Raw genomic sequence first — 17,042 nt, forward strand, 5'->3', positions numbered from 1 at the left:
CTTATTTATATTTGCCTAGTTATTATATTGGACGTTCTTGTTTGCCATTCACAATAGCCTTTAAATAATCATATTTATTATATAATGGCAATGCAAACTTATTATAGATTCCATTTTGAGTTTGGAATAACTGTAATTCATTTTTAAAATAATCACCAAGGAAATGTATTTCCTGTTCAAATCTTACCAGAGCAAATTTATACAGTTCAATATCCAAAGAGTTTCTTTTTCTTAGTTCCTCAATTATAAATGGATCGATATTGTGATGATTTTTATTTTTCGTACTTATATTTCTTTTTAAATAAAAGCTATTCTTCCAACCCAGCTTATTTTTAAGCAATAAAACTGACTCATCAAATCTCTCGGAAAACCCGATAAATGCAAAATGATTGATGATATTTTCCTTCGCTTGTTCAAGCATAGAGCGACTACATTGACCCAATGGCGTGCGATTAATAAACAAATCATTAGCATCACCTACAATAAATCTTAAAATACCATTATCTAATTCCATTAAATTAGATTTAAAAAAAAATTGCTCCATAGAAGCATTGACAGCCTGTTTATGATAATAAGCTGTTTTATTTGACTGAGAATAATAATAAAGTGATAGAAGACGAGATATAGGCTCTCTTAAAAATGTAATATATGTAGATGGTTGAGGTAGAAATTCATGGACTCCGTAGCAGAAATGTCCCATGAAATAGCGGTCATAAAACTTACAAGATAGCATTGTTCCTTTTAAATCTATAGGTGTTGATGCTGTATTCTTCCTGAGAATTATTTTATTAGCAATTCGCTTGAAGATACTTTGTCCATATCTACGCCTAATCATCCGTTGAATACTGAGTCCTGCTGTTTTTTGAATATGAATGAAAATAATAAATTTTTCTTGCGCCGAAGGAATTGATTTGTTTGTCATATTTATGGGGTTGTAATTATTTGACAAATAAAAGAAAATTAAATCAAGATTATTCCCTTTTAATTAATACATTTTGTAACGACTGGAACAAATTTGAAATGCTAAAATTTAATGGTGAAATTAAATTATTAACCAAAGTTTTTAACTGTGAAGGATGTTGTAAAATAAAGTTTATTAAATGAAAAATTTCCTCACTACTCACCTTCTCCAAAATCCAACCATTCTCACCAGCTATAACCACTTCACCACAGCAACGGGAAACAATAATAGGCAATTTCCATGCTTGTGCTTCCAATTGGGTTAAGCCAAACCCATCAGAAAGAGTAGGCAACAAAAACACATCCGCCATTTGGTAATATTGATCTGTTTCACTCCGATTAACATGGTCTACCCAACGAATTTGGGAATGAGCTTGAAAATTTTGTGGAATGTCAATTTGTTGAGAACCAACAATCCAAAATTCAACAGGATATCCTTCAAGTAACTGCACTGCATCTAACACAGCCGCAATTCCTTTTCGCAAAATTACCTGTCCTAAAAATAATACCCTTAAAGGGCGCTCTTGAGAAAATGATTCTGGATAAGTGCGGACAAAGTTACTAGCACCTTCTGGTGGAGTGTGTACCAAGGAAATAATATGAATCTTTTTAGAATCAACACCTGTTTTTTCCAAGAGTTGGCGTGACCAAAAAGAATTTACGACAATGGCATCCGCTATATTAAATTCTTCTCGCCAATTTTGCCAATAATCAACAGGTGCAGGTTGCCAGTTTCCACGATATTGGGGATATCGGTCATACTCTTGAGAGACAATAATTTCCTCTTGAATTCCTGGATCAATTTGCCCTAGAACAGTGTACCATCCCTGTTGTTTAGCAAATTTAAATAATTCTAATGCAGCATAGCTGTAAGAAAATAGGATAGGAGGTTTTGTAAATTGGTCAGCCAGTGATGCTAAAATCTCAATTGCCTGCCGTTGAAACCATTGATTGCGAGCAATAACTCTTTCCCATCCTGTGTTTTTTTGTAGGCGTTGAGCTAATTCAAACTGAATTAGAGAACTATTGAAAGCATGAACCGATGCTTGTTCTAAATCAGATTGGTATCTTTCCCGTAAATTAGCTAAAAAAGATTTAGGTAAAAAATTCAGTGCTGACTGAGGTGATACCCAAGCATCTGTAATTAAGTGAGCAAGCTGTCCTTCTTGGTGTAAAGCTCTAGGTATAGAGTAGTTTTCCCGCGCTCCGATTTGACAGGATATCCAATGATAAGGTGCTTTAGGCATTGATCAGGAATTTATTTATAAAATTAGATCCCTGACTTCTGCCAGAAGCCAGGGATCTAAGTAAGTGAATATCAAGGTTTAGTTTTGAAAGATGATTACCTGCAAATCAACTGTGATGATTAAACGATAGTAAAGTCTGCTGCTGTTAAAACGGGAGTTCCAGTCAAGGTTGCAAAGAAACCACCAGCACCAGCACCAGCAGTGCTGCCATTTTGATTGTAATACAACGCACCAGTATCCAAGTTATAAACAATGCGTTCGCTGCTACTATCCATGCCAGAATTACTTCCACCAAAACTACCTGCGAAGAAATCGGTTAAGACTGGACCAACATCTACTATTGAGCCGAAAGAATTTGTCTTATCAAGTTGAATCTTATCACCAGCGGTAAAGTCTACAATTATATCTCGTCTAATAGAAGTTGTGGTAGATCCCGTTGCACTTAAACCAACGCCCCCAAAGGCAAAAGTGTCAGCACCAGCGCCACCTGTGAGATTATCAATGCCAGCGCCACCGTACAGGGTGTCAGCACCACTGCCACCTACGAGTGAATTGCTAGCACTATTTCCAGTAACAACAGTACCAACAGTGTTAGTTAGGGTGATGTTGGCAGCACTAGTTCCAGTGATATTAATGAATTCAACTTCTGCACTAGTAGCCCAAGTGCCACTAACGTTAACTGTATCACTGCCTTCTCCAGCGAGTTCTACTACTGTGTCATTGGAGTCGATAAAGTAAGTATCATCACCAACACCACCTGTCAAGGTATCTGTGCCGGTACCAGCAATTAAAGTATCGTTTCCAATTTCACCAAATAAGTTATCATCATCAGCGCCGCCGTCAATAGTATCGTCGCCCATGGAACCATAAATGGTATCGTTACCAACCAATCCATTGAGGGTATTGTCTTGGCGGTTGCCAATAATCACATTATCAAGACCATTACCTTCACCAAAAATCGGACCGGCTACTAAATTTGAAGAAGCTCCAGGCGCAGCAAGAGTCAAGTTCTCAATCCTAGTACCGCCTGAAAAGGTGACTCCAGCTTGAGTGGTCAAAGAAAAGTCTACTGTAGTAAAAACAGTATCTATTCCACTGGCACCGTCGCTGTATTCATCAATAAATAAGCTGCCACTGGTAGAACTCACCACATAGGTGTCATCTCCAGCACCACCTATCAACCTGCCATTACCTGAACTACCAGTAATTTCTAAATAGTCATTACCTGCTCCCCCCCTGACTGTTGAACCATCTCCGCCTTTCAATACATCAGCGCCATTACCAGCTATTATGATAGTATTGTTTGCATAACTGATGATTACATCGTCTCCTGATGATCCAGTTCCGGTAATACCGTCAGCCTTTAGATTTAGTGTTAAATCTGTTGCTCCTCCAATGACGTTAGACAAATTAAAACTAATCCAGGTATTTATGACAGCTTTATCTGGATCATTAACTACATCACCTGGGTTATCAACAACATAGGCATCGTTACCAGTGCCACCATTCATGGTGTCTGCACCAGTACCACCATCAAGTTGTTCGTTACCAGTTGAACCAGTGAGAACATCATTACCAGCTAAACCCCTTAAGATATCGCCAGGATTTGATGGGCCTAACGTATCATTGCCTGAAGTACCTGTGATGACTGCCATAGTTACCTACTCCTCGTGTATTTATCATTCGTATATAACTTAACTCAACTTTTGTCATTTGAGATCAGGTTATAAAAAAATCCTTACCTAAGCTTTAATTTTTGAGCTAATATTGCCTGATTATAATTGACATTTTCGCACGGTGAGAAAAAAGATGTAACGGTTTTATCACAAACTTAATACCCATGCAATTTCCTTAACCATAAATTTATTATTTATGCAGATAAACTATTATTTTTATAAATACTAATTTCATCAGACAAAATTTAGGTTGCATAATAAATGCCTGATGATAGTTTTTAAATATAAATTAACTTAAAACGTAATCTGTAATGGAATTTGTTTCCTATGTCTTAGATAAAAATATATGATGAAAACTCCTTCCAAATCAGGAAATCAGAAAAGTCAATTTAGCCAATTTTAAGATTTATTTAGTATCTGGATAAATTTTCATATCTTGTCTCAAGGCAGAACAGTTGGATTCCTGAAAGGAAAAGCTGTATTTCTACGTAATTTAAGGTTGGATATTAAGGATTTAGCAGAAACTACTTGTCGTTCTTGATGATGATTTTTAATCAATTCAGGAATAATAAATATACCTTCTTTAATTCCATTTGTTCTGCCATGCCTGAATAACCAAAAAATCCGATTGATACACTGTCCAATTCCTAACCACCAAAAAATGATAGGATACCTCAAATAAGCTAGGAGAATCTGATTGGCAATGCTTGCAGCTGTAATGCATGGGTTGGTGTGGTGTTCTAATTTAGTGTTATGAAAGACTCTTAGCCATGAAGTTTCAAGAATACTCCAACCCATGTGATGAAGGCGTAAGGACAAATCAACTTCTTCCATGCCATAGGCTACTGGTAAATTAACATAACCACTGGTTTGCTGAAACACTTCTTTCCGATAAGCACACCCACAGCCAATAAAATTGGATACCCATGTTGCCGCTAATTGATCAGATTCAATGATTTCATTAATGTGATATATCTTGGCTGCTATAACAGCGGCTTGAGGAAAATTCTTGAAGAGTAGTTGTAATCGTTCAAAGTAGTCTGTATCTATAGGATAGGAATCATCATCGAAACTGGCTACAATGGGGTTTATTGCCTGGTTAATCGCTATATTTCTTCCACCACCTGGGCCTACTTGAAGAGAGTTTTTAATAATTTTAATATCTTGAAAATTGCTGTTTGTAAGTCCTTGTTCCGTTGTCGAATCGTTGCCATCAATATGAACAATTATTTCATTTGGTTGGGGATTGCATCTTGATATTTTTTCCAGTGTTTCTAAAAGTTGGGTTAATCGGTTATAAGTTGGGATAACTACAGTAATATTGCAAGTATTCATTTTTTAAAATTGTCTAGATACCACCGTGAAGTCAAAAGTCAAAAAGTTTATATTCATGGTTAAATTCGCTCTTTAATCACTTTAGCAGGAACTCCCACAGCGATCGCACCAGAGGGAATATCTTTTGTTACCACACTTCCGGCACCTATGATAGCGCGATCGCCTATTGTGATACCTTTTAAAATTGTTACATTAGCTCCAATCCATACATATTCTCCAATGCTAGTAGGTTTAGAAATCATGGGTTGTCCTAAAGGTGGTAAACTCGGATCGCATCCATGATCATGATCCGTAATGTAGCAACCTGGTCCAATAGCGCAATCTTTACCAATAGTGATTGATTCGGTTGCATCAATAAAAGTATGACGATTAATATAAGAATTTGCACCAATAATGATTTTGGCATGAGGAAGAGATTCACCGCTGCACACAAGAGTAACTCCCCTGTCAAGCGCACAATTAGCCTCAATTTCAATATCTCTATAATTTCGCGGAATTTCAACTTCCTTCATCCAGACATAACCGTGCAGTTTGACACCTAAAGTACGATAATAGAAATTACGCCAACGACTTCCTAACCCATCAAGTAACCATTTACCCTGAATAAAACAAAATTGAATAATAAGCATTGACTATATATTTGTTAAGCTATTGGGTTGATATAATTTTGGTAATCGCCCGCATTTTTCCTGTCAATACTTTTGGTAAATCAACCCAACCCTGAAATTTTGTCACTGAAACTGCAAGTCCAAATAGTTGCAAAACAGCCAATTTAAAATAATACGGTAATTGCTGACGACCTAGTATTTTAGTCATCACATAATGACGGTTCACTAAATCCATTTCTGCTAAAATACCCGGATTATTTTTATGATCACCAGGTTGGCTATCATGAAAAATGCGAGATGTACGAGCATTAACTAACTTCCAAAGCTTACCAACTGTCAAAGATAAAGTCACATCTTCCATCAGAGAATAGCCTGTAAAAATATCTGGAAATAAGGGATGTGGTAATGCTTCGCGACGATAAAGGACACAAGTTGTATTTAACCATTCAACGGAAACTATTTCTGATAAATCCTCCCGATCTTCTGGTAAGAGATTCATTGCAGGTCCAATACATTTACCTGCATAACTACTTTCATAACGACCGTGTAGGAATTGAAAAAGCAATCTGCTAATAAGTCCAGGAGGTAAATATTTTTGATTTGTAATCATTGAGTTAACTCCCCCAATGTGCGGATCACTTTGTAAAGCAGTCCACAATCTAGCTACACATTCCGGTTCAAACAAAATATCATCATCTAGTAGCCAAATAGTGTTTTGAGTTGCATAACCCATCGCTTGATTGCGTTGAGTAGCAGCACCTAATTTTATTGCTCGATAATAGTGAATTTTGGCGATTAATTCTGGAATAAAACTTGTACAAATTTCCTTAGTACTATCATCATCTGAACCATCCACGACAATTATTTCTAAAGGTTGTGCCGACTGTTGAGCTAAACTTTCAAGTGTCCTTTTTAAAGGCTCTGAACGATTTCGTGTCGGAATTAAAGCACTAACAGGCAGTTCTATTTTCATCTATCATGTATATAGTATTGAACCCTGATTAATTTTGCATTAATTATAGAATTAGTTTTGTTATAAACCACTTAACTATAACAATGCTAAAATTTTTTTAACTGTTTCAACATAAAATGTCTAGCTAAGTTATAGGTACGTCCAAAAGGTTGATACAACTGATTTATACGTTTTTGCCTTTCTAAATTTTGGTAAAAATCTTTTTTTGATTCAGCAATTTGGTGTTCAAATTGTTGTTGAGCATATTCATACAATGCCAAATCTAAAGAATTTTTCTCCTTAATTATATCTATGATATTGTTATCAATATTATTTTGAATATGTTGATTTTGAGGAGTTATATTTTGTTGTATGTAAAGCGGAATTCGCCAATTAAATGCCTGTTTTAGGAAAAAGAGAGTTTCATCAAATCGCTCAACTAATCCGACTACAGAAAATTGCTTTTCCAAATTTTGCTTAACTGTTGTTAGTATTTCTTCATCACTATATGCAGGAATATTGCTAAGACCAAATAACATTTTTGTTTGGAGGTTATTATTACTCAAGTCACTGAGTATATAATCCTTAAGACTCATCCCTTTAACTTTTTCATGATTAGGCAAACTGGAACTACGACAAAGATAGTTATAGTGAGAAATTGTTCGACTCACTGGATTTCTGAGGAGAGTAAAATACTTGGCTGGACAAGATAAAAACTCATGTAGACCAAAAGCAAAATGTCCACGAATTAGTTTTAATTTACTACGCTGATATTGTTCTAATTCAGCCAATTTATAGCGATTTTCAATCCCGTCAAATCGGAAAGTACAATTTTTGCGGTATTGCTGGTTTATAATTCCATTAATTGTTGTACCTCCCGCCTTGGGAATATGGAGAAATATTATTATTTTTTCATCATGACTACGTTGTCCTAGATCGATAATTTCTGAGTTACTCAAGGAGAAAGATGCAGGTGTTTCCATTATTTTAATTAATCTGACAATTTTTTTAAATTAAGCCAATCCCAAATATTTATAAATACCAACCTGAGAATTTTAATCCAGTCAATTTTCGTTATTGTGCAATACCCTCAGATAATACCTGGGCTATTTCATTCTAATTTTCAATTTTTTGTGCATTCATTAACGAAAATACGTCGTTTCAGAGATTGGAAGTTCTGTCAATTAATTTCTAAAAGCTAGTAAACTCGTTGCTTAATTCTAGAATGAAATAGCCCAGCAGATAATACTGGTTTAATATACATTAAAATCTGCTCATTAACAACTGGGTATTGAACCTTTTCTTCAAAGAAAGAAGGAAAAAGATTACAAAAACGTAGTCCAGATGGTAACTTAGATTGGTTTATTTATTTAAAGTAAGTAATTGTCTTTTGAATTTTGCCGTGATTTCAGCAGCTTCAAATCCCAAACAATGATATATTATTTGATAAAATAGAGGTGCTGTAGAACTGGGTAGTTTAAAACTATGTTCTGAATCATATATTTTTCTAATAATACTTTTAGCCCAACTCCCATTAAACAACCAAATCATCCTAGCACAATCAAACCTTGATTTATTGATAGCATAAAGACGCTCATTGTTGAGTTCATTAATTAACTTCAGATGTGATTCTAGTTTATCTAGAATTTCCAAACGATGTTGATAGGTTAATGTTTTATCTTTTTTGCAAACGGTTGATTCACTCCATTGTCTATAAACTGAACCAGAATCATGAAAATAGTCAAATTTTTTTCCTGCTTTCAGAAGTCGTAAATATAATTCATGTTCTTGACAGCAAGGTTGATCAGTTTTCCAACCGCCTACATCTAAAATAGCCTGTTTTTTCCAAAGCGGACTTCCTGTCTGTGGTAAGTACCAAAGAGCTAATAAAATCCAGGGATCATGAGGTTCAGTAATAGACAAAATTTCTTGTTTCACATTTTCTGCTTCCCAATACTCAAATATACTAGCACTGTAGATTATATCAGCACTAGAAGCCTGAGCTAGAAAATTGATTTGGTTTTCAATTTTGGTAGGTAGTAAATAATCATCTGCATCTAGATATTGTAACCAATTTCCTGTACTTGTCTCTAGTAAACGATTCCGTGCAATATTACCACCGCGATTTTTACCTGTTACCCAACGAATAACATCACCAAAACTTTTAATTACTTCTAAACTTCCATCTGTAGAACCATCATCGACAACAATTACTTCTTTATTAGGGTAGGTTTGATTTAAAGCACTTTCTATAGATTGTGCAATCCATTGTTCTGCGTTGTAGCAGGGGATAAGAATGCTGACCTTTGGATTCATACTAAGTTTATAAAAATGATTTTTTTGGGTATTACAATATAATTAATTCTTACTTATAGTGATCCTTCCTTAATAAGATGTAAACATTAAAAGACAGCCATCCCCTCATAATTTACAGGATAAAACAAGAAGTTGGGGATATTGTATTACCTATGAATACTCCCCAATGCAGGAGCATTCATAGGTAATACTTCGCTAGAGTAAGCTGATACCGATTTCATGTGAGGAATCAACTGCTTTTAAATCTTACCCAACATCATAATTTCAGCAAGCATATCAAAACTAATTTTTGGAAGCCATGAAAGTGACATAATAGTTTTGGGATCTGAAACTAGTCGTGAATAGCCAGAACTCAAATTTGGATTAAACTTAACATAACTAGTCCAATCTTTACCCACTAACCTGAAGCATAAATCTAACCAGTCACGGATTGAATAAGAAAGCCCAGAGCCAATTACGGCTTCATACACAATATCTTGATTAACTAAGGTTAAAATTGCCTCTGTTACATCTTGGGCAAATAACCACTCCTTTTGAATATCAATATTACCCAAATCTATTATTCTTTCCTCACCTGCTCCAATTGCTTTAGCTGCTTGAACAATTTTCTGACTTACATAGTAAGGCTTACGAAGAGAACTTTCATGATGAAATAAGTAACCAACGTAAACTTTCAATCCAATTGAGCGAAAATATCGAGCGGCATATACAGACTGAATACGTGCCATGCTGTACGCATTATTGCAGCTAAAATTTGCTGTTTCTGATATGGGGATATTCTTATTCTCAAATTGAAGTCCACTACCTGCAATAAATACTCTACAAGTATTATTCAGTTTATATGCTGCTTCTAAAATAGTGACAGACCCACTAGAAATTGTTAAATAATTTTCTATCAAGTGGTCATGTATTGTGCTGGAATTTGCTGCAAGGTGGAAAATATAATTTGGAGAATACGCATATATAAGTTCTGAAGTTTTCAAACTGTCACGCACATCACCTTTAACCCAATTCCTAGTTATTCCTTGGGAACGAGAAACTGAAATAAAATCAATACCATCTCTCGATAAAAGTTGAGACAGATAATAACCATCCTGCCCAGAAGCTCCAAAAATTATCGCCTTCATACCAATTATTTAATAATGGGTATTGGAGAGTTTGATCCTACTATCTCAATATTGGGCAAAGGAAAGATGAAATTAACTCCTTTATTAAGGATTTCCTGCTCACGAGTCATAAATTCGGACTTGAAGTGCCACGGTAATACAAGATAGAAATCTGGATTCATTGCCCTAGACTCTTGTTCACTTATTATTGGAATTTCTGTACCTAGTGTATATGCCCCATACTTATCAGGATTTCTTTCCGCTGCATAATCAATAATACGATTGTCTATTCCACACCACTGTAAAATTGTGTTACCTTTAGTTGAAGCTCCATAAATATGGATCTTTTTATTTTCCTTCTTTAATCGCTTTAATAATGAAATAAGATTATTTTTATGGACATTAATCCTATCCTGAAAATCTTTGTATGGTCTGTCAGTATCAAGTCCCATCTCAAACTCTTTCATTCTAAGTTGTCTTATATTCTTGCTGTAAGTCTCAGACTTATAGTCAAAATTGTTGTTATGAGTAGCATAACATCTGATACTTCCCCCATTAATATCATTGAGTACTACGTTGAATATTTTCATGTCAGCAGTTCTGAGAATGTATTCAATTACTGAAAGACTATAATACTCTAAGTGTTCATGGCAAATCGTATCGTAGGAATTCATTTCTAACATGCTAGGCATATATGACATTTCAAATACCCATATTCCATGAGGGGCAAGAATTTTTTTGACTTCTTGCACGAATTTGACTGGGTCTTCTAAATCATAAAACATAGCAATCGAGGTTATGGCATCACATTTTTTTCCTCCAAGTCTAGATGCTAATTCGGCAGAGGGAAAAATATCTTGGACAATACAAATATTTTCTTCTAGTTCATCTTTCTGTATGTGTGTTGCAACATCAGAAGGATCAACACCATATTTATAGAAAGAATCAGGATACGACCTTAACAAGGTTCCATCGTTACAACCAATATCAAGAACTGTACAGTGTTGAGTGTTAGGTAGAATGCAGGATATTTCTTCAGAAATTTCTTTTAAATGATTCAACATAGTATTGTTTGTACCAGAACGATACCAATACACTGAGTACAATATTTCTGGTGGCACACTATGTTCCATTTGCAATAACCCACAAGCCTTTTCATCCTTTGTTGGGTTGCATCTAACTAATGATGTAGGGATTTTACGTAAAGGAGGATCATCTCTATCAGACTTTATAAAAGAACCTTGTAAATATTGATCTCCCAAGTTAATTACAGGTGTGAGTGATGAAGATCCACATACTCTGCATGTTTTTCTATGAATTAAGTGCATACTAGCCCCTTCCTTTTAGCTTATATGACATGGTAGATAAATATAATGCTTTTGTGCTTCTAGCAGTTTTCAGCCACGATAGCTTATCACAACTTCTATCAATTTGCAAACTTATATCAACCAAGTCCACCGTTTCAGATAGATTTAGAGAATTCATAAGTCCATTAGGGTCAGTATGATCATACAGTAGTGATGATGCTGTTTCACCAAGTAACTCCTGAATGGCTCCTATTTTAGGAGCTATTACAGGTATTGAGAATGACATTGCCAGAATAAGACTACTTGGAGAGGTTATTTGAGTAAAGGGCAAGACAGCAATATCAGCCGCACTATAGTAATATCCGAGCAGATTATCCGGAATAAATTCAGGAATGAAAATTATGCTTCTTGTGAGATCAATATCTTTTTTCAGTTTCTCGGCATAGTCATCATTCAAAGGCTGTCCAACGATAAGAAGAATGCTATCCTTAGCATTTTCTTCCCATTGCCTCCAAGCAGTAATAAGTTGCTCTGTACCCTTATAGGGTCTTAAGTTCCCTTGGTGAAGAAATACGCGTTTAAATTTGTCAATCTGTAAATAATTACGTGACACATCTTTGCTGATTTTACAATCATAGATGCCTTTAAAATTTCCATAACTAATGATTGAAAATCTTTTCTCTGAAATCTTTAAATCGGAAGCAATTTCTGAAAGGTAGGATTTATTATGGATAATCATCCTGTGAACTATTCTTGATAGTGCTTGTCTCACCCATAGTTCAATCTTGATAAATTTTGATTCATGAGACACTCTATTATGAATTGTCCAAATAATTTTAACCCCCAACATCCTTGCAATTAGTATATCGAGCAAGAACTTTAAAGAATAGACACTAAATACAAAAAGATTTTCCCCCTTAAGGTAAGGGTTGATCCAATGTATGTGCAGAATATTTATTTTTATACTTTGACTTAAAATTGAGCGAGAAATTGGCAGTATGCGTCTATATCCTTTGGGAAAATCAACCATCACTTGTTCATCTTCCAACGCTCGCTTTAAAAGCGTCTGATAAGGATTATCCTTTGAATAATCCGGCATCATTAATACATGAATTTCACTAGGTTCATTAGACATCATTTTATTAATCCGCCCTGTTTTACCAACTGTCTAATTCCTTCTAAGTACATTAAGTGACGAATTCTCCCTACATAGTGTCGACTAGGACATTCTTTTATCCCTCTATCTAAACGAACATCATATTCTAGCGGCAATAGCTCCACACCAAATCTTGAGCTACATAATGCAAAGAGAGTTTGCTCAATTCGCCAGAAGTGACCAATAATATTGGGCAAAGCCAGAAACTCTTCCATCCAATCCAGTTTGAGAGAGGCCTTGTGAATTAGCCCCAGCCCGGAATTAAAGCGATCGATGGGAGTAAAATCACAATGTTTTTCTACAACGATTGGATCAACGGTGTAGGCGCTAGCAACATCACCATTGACTGTATTCAGAGTATAAGCTGGATCTTCAATACGTTGGATCAAAACAGTTGGTTCTTGAAAGAAAAGTACATCGCTGTCTAGCAACAACATACGATCGCTCTCTAAATATAGAGCAAAGTCAAATACTTTCGGTGATAAGTGATTTGTCTTACGAAACTCCAAACAGCGAGGATAGGATGATAGTAATGCTAAAACCTTTCTGTCAGCTTGTTTTCTGTCAATAATCCGCGCATCTGGAAAGTGATATTGTAAAGTTGAGATATTTTCCTGAGTTAGAGTTCCATCATCATGAATACATACAGCATATTGACGCTTAGAAAAATGATAAAAAGATTTTAATGTCCAGACTAAATTTAGCCAGTCATTTGCAGAAGTCAGTACATGAATTTCACAATCTTTACTAGTCGTACCTTTGATAGGTAAGGAACTAAGAATTTTATTTCTAACCACATCACGATAATAAGCAGTTCTCAGACCATGCTGATAATTTTGTTTGACTTTGAGGAGTAAAGAACCAATAGACATAATCAATTAAGGGTTTATAATTTTTATAACTTTCTGTTAAACTTTGGAATGAGAGAATATTTGTAAAACCTGGGTAATTATAAATCGCGGCTACACAGAAATTTAACAACAGATTCAAATATTTTAAATTATTGAGAAATTTGAATTAATTAAATTAGATTATCTAAAACCCATGAATAGAGATCATTTTCATTAACTAACCTATTTTTTAATTCTGCTTCTATAAGTTCATCCTGAAAAAGTAATTTAAGTAAATTAGCTTCATTTTGATAAGATTTATTATCAATTTTATTCATATGTTCAACATTAAATTTCTGTTGCAGATGAGCAGATACTTTATTCGTAAATAGATTTATGTGTTTAACTACACCCACAACATCAAAACACTCTAAAGTAGATTTAGCTTCTTGATAACTACCTCTACCAAACATATTGGCATAAAGACTTAGTTGAAAACTACCTTCGTTGGAATTATAAAATTTAAGCAGTTCCTCACGCTCATGAATAATAAACTTTTCATCTCCCTGATCCTCCAAGTTTGGGGCATTTTCGTACTTTAACATCCAAAGCCGAACTTTACGATAGATGTAATTGCTTTGGAGACGAGAATAAGGTTCTCGCAAAAGCGTGATACAAAAAAATGGACTTAGGCTCTTGAGATATTTAAGAGCATTGTCATTTATGGGAAAATGTCCACTTAAGTAAGTTGAACCTTGTTGAGCGGCGTAAAGTAACAAAAGGGTTGCAGATTCTCCAAAATCCGCAAGACTACCTTGACCTGTAAGGGCTATATTAGCGCGACGCAACATCTCAAAATCAGGTCGAGTTCCTACAATACGAAACTGATCACGAAAAGCTTGATCAATTGATGTACCTGCACATTTAGGAACATGCGTAAAAAGGATTGGAACAGGAAGAGTTGGCTTTAGATACTCTATTTGTTTTCTATAAAAAGCTTTAATACTGCGTTGAATCATAGTAGATGAGCGTAATTAGACCAAATTCATACTTACAGGTAATACCATTTTTTTATGAAGCTGCACAAAACGATTCTTTAACTGATAAGGGTTTCAGCCTCTGAATTCTATGCAACTTCACATTAAATTGGTATAAGGCCAGTAACTTTAATATCTTTCTCTTTTTGGCAAATTTATCTATACCAATTATAAATTGATGATAAAAATGGTTACAAGGCTTGTAAATCGGTACTTTTTATCTCCATATTTTCGCACGTTTCAATTCAGATGGATATAGCTTTGAAATAATTTATGAATTTAATCGAGTGAGCCAGTTTTTAAATCTTGCTTTGAATGATGAAACTAGCAATATCTGGGGATATTGTGCAATTAATTTGAGTGTTTTAACCCAACGTATTAATTTTCCTTCGCTATTGCTGACAGATTTTTCAATCATATGTAAAAATTTGACTTGATATAACCATTTTCCTTGAAGCATTAGCCGGTTTTTGAGAGAAATATTTACATTTTTATCCCAAAGAATAGGACGTACTAAATCTAGTAACTCATTAGCTACTTTTTGACTCTGATTAGACTTTTGATCAGCAGTAAATCGAAAACAAGATAATTCAGAATCAATTCCTTGAACTATACCTCCTTCTTGAATAATTCTGCACCAATAGTCATAATCCATCACAAAGTAAAGTTCTTCTTTAAATAAACCAACTTTTTCTGTAACGCGTCTTGTCCAAAAAACTTCAGGCTGAACAAATTGACGTTTTTTCCACCATACATCCCACAAATTTAAAATCTCTTCTAGCTTTTGGATATTACCAAACTGTTCACCAATTTTTTCACCTTCCTCATTTACATAACAACAAATTCCATGCAGTAAGTCAGTGTCAGGAAATTGGCGAAAATGTTCAGCAACTTTAAATAGTGTTCCAGGTAGATAATAATCGTCGCTATTGAGATAAGCTATTATATCACCGGTGGCTTTAGCAAGCCCTTTATTAATAGCATGAGTTTGCCCTTTATCAGGTTCACTTACCCAATAATATATCCAGGCTTCATATCGCTTGATAATCTCTACAGTATTATCTGTGCTACCACCGTCAATAATTATATATTCTAAATTGGGGTACCCTTGTAGTAATATTGAGTGGATAGTTTGTTCAATAAAATGCCCTTGATTATAACTGGGTGTAATAATACTAATTCGAGGAAGCTGTGAACTATTATGAGACACTTCTAATAATGAAGTTTTTTCTTTTTCTACCCAATTCATTAATTTTATTTCCTCTCTAAACAAATTAATAAATAGTATGCTGATATGATGTTTGATTATTTATCATTTAAATTTTTTTATGAAAAATCAGGTTTAAAATCTTTGCAAACCTTATTCAGTAGTTATTTCATGTAAAGTCAGGGCATAATTCTTCATAAACCTTGCTTCTAGTCATTTAAAGGTGGTGAAATTTGGAACGAAGATTTGGTTATCTAAACCTTCAAAAAACCAAAATCTTATAGAAGGATTCAAAATTGTAGCAATGAAACAACGTAATATTGCTACAATTTTTAAAAGACTACTCTTGCCCCCGTATTTGTGCAAAAATCCAGAAACTATATTGATAGATATTATTGGCTTTCAGCCCTATATATTGCTTGCCCTGCAAAGGTTTTGTTATAATAATCAATCCTCAATCACCATAAAAACAACGCAAGAACAATATAATTTGAATTATTCATCAGGAACTAGTAAGAAACTTTCACTTTTCAACATATGCAGTTTCAAACTTGTGGGATTTGTAATTGGGATAAAATCACTAGTAGTAAATACTTGATAACCTATTTCGTGAGCAAAATCAAGTAAATTTTCGCTTTCATAACCATAAGCTTGCAAATTTTTTAGCGTCCATTCTAATAAAATATAGGGTTTGTTATTTTGAAGACACTTAGTAGAACCTTTTAGAGTTTGTAATTCAGCGCCTTCAACATCAATTTTGATAATGGATACCAAAGGAGAACCTATAGCTTCCCACTCACTATCTAAGGTTGTAACAGGAACAGTAATTTTTTTAGTAGGACCTGCTCTTTTTGTATCTTGGAAACCATCAAATGCACCTAATTCAGGTGATGCAATAGCAAAATCTAGCTGGCCAATAAAATCTCCAGCTGCTTTGCCTATAACTTGCCATCTATCTTGAAATTTACTATTTTCTCTTGTCAGAGTTAGAGAAGGGAGAGTATTTGGAGAAGGTTCCCACGACAAGACTTTTGCTGTTCGACACCGATTAAGGATAGGGATAGCCATTAACCCTATATTAGCTCCTACATCAAAGTAGAAAGTATTGGGTTTAATTAATTTAAGAAGTAATTCTGTATTTTTAATTTCATATATGCCTTGTTGACAGGCAAGTTCAAAGATTTTTGATCCTTGAGGGAAAAAAACTTTCGTTCCAAAGTAAGGAAATGAACCTGCAAAACCAGGACAACTTCCATATAACCATTTTTTGATTTTTTTCCGTAAAATTTTATAGTAATCTTTCAT

Annotated in this window: 15 protein-coding genes; all 15 read right to left on the minus strand. The window is 34.6% G+C overall.

The window, feature by feature from the left end; translation table 11 throughout:
• Window positions 1–22: 22 nt before the first annotated feature.
• Window positions 23–922 (minus strand): sulfotransferase family 2 domain-containing protein, encoded by a 900-nt coding sequence (locus ACSQ6I_RS23715; RefSeq protein ID WP_438892699.1) that lies wholly within the window; start codon window positions 920–922, stop codon window positions 23–25.
• Between the two features lie 49 nt (window positions 923–971).
• Window positions 972–2,207 (minus strand): glycosyltransferase family 4 protein, encoded by a 1,236-nt coding sequence (locus tag ACSQ6I_RS23720; RefSeq protein ID WP_438892700.1) that lies wholly within the window; start codon window positions 2,205–2,207, stop codon window positions 972–974.
• A 119-nt stretch (window positions 2,208–2,326) separates the two neighbouring features.
• On the minus strand, window positions 2,327–3,862 hold the full coding sequence (locus ACSQ6I_RS23725) for a beta strand repeat-containing protein (protein ID WP_438892701.1): 1,536 nt from the start codon (window positions 3,860–3,862) through the stop codon (window positions 2,327–2,329).
• 462 nt (window positions 3,863–4,324) lie between these two features.
• Window positions 4,325–5,218, minus strand: a complete 894-nt coding sequence (locus tag ACSQ6I_RS23730) for a glycosyltransferase family 2 protein (RefSeq protein ID WP_438892702.1) — start codon at window positions 5,216–5,218, stop codon at window positions 4,325–4,327.
• A 59-nt stretch (window positions 5,219–5,277) separates the two neighbouring features.
• On the minus strand, window positions 5,278–5,847 hold the full coding sequence (locus tag ACSQ6I_RS23735; protein WP_438892703.1) for an acyltransferase: 570 nt from the start codon (window positions 5,845–5,847) through the stop codon (window positions 5,278–5,280).
• A 19-nt stretch (window positions 5,848–5,866) separates the two neighbouring features.
• Window positions 5,867–6,799, minus strand: a complete 933-nt coding sequence (locus ACSQ6I_RS23740) for a glycosyltransferase family 2 protein (RefSeq protein ID WP_438892704.1) — start codon at window positions 6,797–6,799, stop codon at window positions 5,867–5,869.
• Between the two features lie 86 nt (window positions 6,800–6,885).
• A complete protein-coding gene (locus ACSQ6I_RS23745; protein ID WP_438892705.1) occupies window positions 6,886–7,761 on the minus strand; it encodes a sulfotransferase family 2 domain-containing protein in 876 nt (291 codons plus the stop codon).
• Between the two features lie 379 nt (window positions 7,762–8,140).
• Window positions 8,141–9,094, minus strand: coding sequence for a glycosyltransferase family 2 protein (locus tag ACSQ6I_RS23750; RefSeq protein ID WP_438892706.1), 954 nt, complete (start codon window positions 9,092–9,094; stop codon window positions 8,141–8,143).
• 239 nt (window positions 9,095–9,333) lie between these two features.
• Complete coding sequence (locus ACSQ6I_RS23755; RefSeq protein WP_438892707.1) at window positions 9,334–10,221, minus strand: GDP-mannose 4,6-dehydratase; 888 nt, start codon at window positions 10,219–10,221, stop codon at window positions 9,334–9,336.
• A 5-nt stretch (window positions 10,222–10,226) separates the two neighbouring features.
• Window positions 10,227–11,528, minus strand: a complete 1,302-nt coding sequence (locus tag ACSQ6I_RS23760) for a class I SAM-dependent methyltransferase (protein WP_413171243.1) — start codon at window positions 11,526–11,528, stop codon at window positions 10,227–10,229.
• Between the two features lies 1 nt (window position 11,529).
• Window positions 11,530–12,645 (minus strand): glycosyltransferase family 4 protein, encoded by a 1,116-nt coding sequence (locus ACSQ6I_RS23765; RefSeq protein ID WP_438892708.1) that lies wholly within the window; start codon window positions 12,643–12,645, stop codon window positions 11,530–11,532.
• Entirely contained in the window at window positions 12,642–13,535 is an 894-nt protein-coding gene (locus ACSQ6I_RS23770) for a hypothetical protein (RefSeq protein WP_438892710.1), read from the minus strand. The genes ACSQ6I_RS23765 and ACSQ6I_RS23770 overlap by 4 nt, the downstream gene beginning before the upstream one ends.
• A 149-nt stretch (window positions 13,536–13,684) precedes the next feature.
• Window positions 13,685–14,512, minus strand: coding sequence for a hypothetical protein (locus tag ACSQ6I_RS23775; RefSeq protein WP_438892711.1), 828 nt, complete (start codon window positions 14,510–14,512; stop codon window positions 13,685–13,687).
• Window positions 14,513–14,801: 289 nt separating this feature from the next.
• Entirely contained in the window at window positions 14,802–15,779 is a 978-nt protein-coding gene (locus ACSQ6I_RS23780) for a glycosyltransferase family 2 protein (RefSeq protein WP_438892712.1), read from the minus strand.
• Between the two features lie 453 nt (window positions 15,780–16,232).
• The gene (locus tag ACSQ6I_RS23785) at window positions 16,233–17,042 is read right to left on the minus strand and encodes an FkbM family methyltransferase (RefSeq protein WP_438892713.1); all 810 of its coding nucleotides are present in this window, start codon (window positions 17,040–17,042) and stop codon (window positions 16,233–16,235) included.

The organism is Anabaena sp. WFMT, assembly GCF_051781005.1.
GTDB lineage: Bacteria > Cyanobacteriota > Cyanobacteriia > Cyanobacteriales > Nostocaceae > Anabaena.